The sequence below is a fragment of the Peribacillus sp. 05N428 genome (assembly GCF_056397085.1).
Window position 1 is genome coordinate 1 of the sequence record NZ_JBFTMS010000092.1, and the last position, 4,079, is coordinate 4,079.

Here is a 4,079-nt window from a genome sequence, read left to right on the forward strand (position 1 = left end):
CTAGGGGAGACCCCGCAGGCGAAAGCCGAGGAGGCTCCCCGACCGCCCGCGGAAAGCGAGTGCCTGGAGTGGAAAATCAACGGCCAAATTGTACAACTCATAAAAAATAGACAAACTCGATTTTCATCGAGTTTGTCTACAGTCTGAAATGCCCACTTCAATGTGGGCATTTTTATGTGAAGAAATTGGAATCAGTAAAATCTGAAATTTCTCTTGGTAAAAGACTGATTCCTGTATAAAAACAAATAATATTCCCACATGATTTCGACTAAAATATAGCTGCTATTGACGGGCAAAATAATTTACGAAGTGGGCAATTTTATCTAATATGATGCTGGACATGGTGGCAATAAAGGCACTTCCGATAATATCAGATGGATAATGATGTCCTACCCAAATACGTGAGAAGCCCGTCAACATAGATAATACCCACATGATTGAACCAAGGACACGGTCATAAAGAAAGATAGAAGTAGATATAGCAAATACAAGCAGAGTATGTTTACTTGGAAATGAAGAATCCATTTTTGAAGGAATGAGTATGCCGACCCGACGTTTCACAAACGGACGTGGTTTAAAATAAAACAATTTAATCAAAGTGTTAATAAACAAAGTTACCCCCACAGATATCACCGCGTTGCAAGACACTTTTTTGTAAGAATCATTTCTAAACCACATGAAAATCAAAACAAAAATAAACACATAACGAATTTTATTTGATATCAATATCATCAGCAAATCAATTGGAGAACAATTTCTAGAAAGTTGATTGATTGACTTAAATACTTTGTAGTTCATAAAATTTATCTCCTTACATTATAGATACAAATAAAATTCCCTCTTAAGCAAGAAATATGTAAAAATCGGGAAAAGAGAATTCTCTGGAATAAGGGAATGGGGTCTAGTCAGAATCCAGTTGTTTCTTTGTATAAGTTATCAAAAATAAGACATAACCAGGTATATGATGGTCAATACATTATGGTAGTCATATTCGTGAATTATGTTATCAGTAAAGAAGATTTGCTGTTAATGGCAAATGATTAGATTATTATTGAAATTATAGGGTTTTATGGTAAAGTAAACCAAAAATCAAGGATTGGATGTTAATTTTGATCAGACTTTATTTTAAGTCAACACTACAAACCAAAATGCAAAATTGAAGGCGGTTCCAGATATCAACGATTTCTCCTCACTTTCAAGCTGTTGTTTCACAAACATCTCTTATATGTATTTTTCAATTTCGAATCGGGCATGCTGTTATCAGGAATTAAACTGATTAAATTTTGGAAAGGTGGACGGTCGAATTTTAAAACTAAACCGCTTTCTGCCCTATCTTATGATAAATCAAAATCTGTATAGAAAAGGAGGAGAAGTATATGTCTGACCATCCAATTCAAGGGCTAATGACAACTGCTATGGAAAATCTGAAAGAAATGATTGATGTTAACACTATTATAGGAGACCCTGTTGAAACCCCTGATGGCAGTGTGATATTAACTGTTTCTAAGGTTGGTTTCGGATTTGCAGCAGGTGGAAGCGAATTTATGCTTGATGGAGATTCAAGTAGCAGCGGTCAAGGACAATCAAAGGGACAACCTTTCGGTGGAGGAAGCGGAGGCGGTGTTTCCATTACCCCAATTGCCTTCTTAATTGTGAATTCCAATGAGGTGAAAATGGTTCATCTTGATGAAAGCACGCATTTATATGAAAAGATACTCGATCTTGCTCCTCAAGCAGTAGATAAGATTCAGCAGATGTTCAATAAGAACGGCAATGACAATAGCAGTCAGAACCAACAGAATCAAAGCTCCAATCTGCAAGATTATAATGGACCAAAGCAGGACTTAGATCTGTAAGCGAAAGACGTTAACTTTTACTCTGAGAAGGTTTAATATTTTTTATCCTATCAGAAATTATATCTTTCTGAATGTTAGACAGTTCACTAGCTCCTGTTCTAGGGGCTAGAGGTCATAAGCCAATCCGTAAGAAGGTTAAAGAACAACCTCCTGCTGGTTCGCCTTATATAAAACAGTAAGTTAAATAACTAAAAGGTGCGATACTTCAATAATGAAGTGTCGCTTTTTTCGTGCGCCCGGCATGGGTGCAATCTATAGGGTGAAAGTCCCGAACCATGAAGGCAGTAGTAGTGGTTAGCTTAATGCAAGGGTGTCCACGGTGACGTGGAATCTGAAGGAAGCAAGCGGCAAACCTCCTGAGAGTTGCTGATTTTAGTTCAGAGGTTTTAGTGATGGGTGTATATTCAGAACAGGGTGTTGTTCTTATAGAACCTTAACAAAAAGTAAAAAAAGGAGACCGATTAGGATAAGGTCTACTTTGAACGTACAAAAAAAACACAAGTGAGTATCAATTAGTCTGAACCCCATAAATGGTTTTCAGACTAAAATTCTTCCACTTGTGTTTTTTGTTTTTCGCTAACCTGGGGTGTCAATTGGTTAAGGGTCAAAAGAAAAACCCTATATAATACCTTTTATTGTAGAATTATTCTTCCGACTTCTCAAAAACCATGGTTTTTGAACAGGTGCGTTAGTTTATAAGAAAGCCACCAATTTGGTGGCTTTTTGAATGTGTGGTTCTTAGCATTATCATACATTCAAATTAGTTTTAAAAAGTACCCCTTATTCAACTATAGGGCACTGTTAATACCTTTAATAAAGGTTCATTTTTTATTGCTTTTACAATAAGCGAATTATGTTTATATTTGGTTTCTGGGAAGTTGCACCATTTCCTAATCAAAAAAAATAATCAGCATTACCATTTAATTTGGGGAAATTTATCCTATTTGGCAAGTTACCTGATTTCCGGGAATATTCATAAAAAGAGCATTTTATTAAAAGTGCTTGCGATGGATGCTGACTGGTTTTCACTGGGAATAACCGACATTAATTTTATTTCAATAATTGCTGTTTCCGATCTTATAGGGGTCCTACCACATGCCCATCAAGCTAAGGCAAACATCGAAAACAACGTTGCATTTTAATCACTTTATAAATAATAACTATTTGTAATCAATATGGGGATTTGCCCGTGTTGGCAAAAATTATAGGTACACACAAAGCAACAAGACAAAAACCATGCAATACAGGAATGAGTTGGTACCCCGTTCGTAAAAGTACACTTTTACGAAAGGATTTTAATTAATTACTTATTCTAAGAAGTGTTATGGTAACTGAACTATAAAAATAACTAGATTTATTTGTTCATTGAGCATTATTACAAAGCTACAACTAAACAAAAAAATACCACCCTTAAAAGTGGCACTCGAAAAAGGACTTTTATTTAACCATCGAAATAAATATGAGAATTTAAGTTTATGCTTAAACTGATCTTTCTATATAATGCAATAACTGGTTTATCTTTAATTTCCCAATCTTCAGTACTTATCATAGGGATATGGTATTCCCTTTCCATTTCGGTCATTAACTCAATTAATAGATGGCTTCTCATAGGCTCTTTTACTAAAAGAATAATTTCCTGATATTCTTCGTCTAATTTCGCTAATGTTTTCATACTATTGTCCCCTCCATAGTCCATGGGAATTATACCTTTCCCTAGTATGTTTAATCCTCTCCAATCAAGCACCGCCCTAGTCTTACTAGGTCACTTGCAATGGGACATTCTCCCTGAAAAGAAGTGCTCAAATAGGAAAAAGAGGAATTGACTTCTAAGGCCAATTCTTATCGAATTATTTTTCCATATATATTGGAGTTATTACCTCATTGATGACAAGAAAAATTTTTGGATACGTAATGGATGGTACGATGCATATAACCAACAAAGAATGGAAAAAAATGAAGGACGAGAGTCAGGGAGATGAAGAGTTTCGGTTGCCCCTGAGCGTTTCGCCCTTCGTAGTTAATATAATCCATTTCGTAAAAGATATACGAAGATTGTAAAATGAACAAATCTCGCAGGGGCAAGGATCTAGGCGTCACTCGTTACAATCTTACAATGATCCCGATAAGTCCAATTGGACAGAATCCAGGGAAAGCGGAAAGGGAATATTGTCCGGCATTCAATCCCTGCAACCATCATCTGGAAGGATTTTATTACTAGGTTTG

The 4,079-nt window shown here is 35.8% G+C and carries 4 protein-coding genes; 2 read left to right on the forward strand and 2 right to left on the reverse strand.

From position 1 onward, the window contains the following. Positions 1-282 precede the first annotated feature (282 nt). A complete protein-coding gene (locus AC1DIV_RS29635; protein WP_336867031.1) occupies positions 283-798 on the reverse strand; it encodes an undecaprenyl-diphosphatase in 516 nt (171 codons plus the stop codon). A 578-nt stretch (positions 799-1,376) separates the two neighbouring features. On the opposite strand from AC1DIV_RS29635, the gene ytfJ reads away from it, so the two are divergent. Beyond that, the gene (ytfJ, locus tag AC1DIV_RS29640; protein ID WP_063596902.1) at positions 1,377-1,856 is read left to right on the forward strand and encodes a GerW family sporulation protein; all 480 of its coding nucleotides are present in this window, start codon (positions 1,377-1,379) and stop codon (positions 1,854-1,856) included. A 944-nt stretch (positions 1,857-2,800) separates the two neighbouring features. Next, positions 2,801-2,998, forward strand: coding sequence for a hypothetical protein (locus AC1DIV_RS29645; RefSeq protein ID WP_063596901.1), 198 nt, complete (start codon positions 2,801-2,803; stop codon positions 2,996-2,998). Between the two features lie 299 nt (positions 2,999-3,297). On the opposite strand, the gene AC1DIV_RS29650 is transcribed toward AC1DIV_RS29645, so the two are convergent. Next, the gene (locus tag AC1DIV_RS29650) at positions 3,298-3,528 is read right to left on the reverse strand and encodes a hypothetical protein (protein WP_110927450.1); all 231 of its coding nucleotides are present in this window, start codon (positions 3,526-3,528) and stop codon (positions 3,298-3,300) included. Positions 3,529-4,079: the final 551 nt, after the last annotated feature.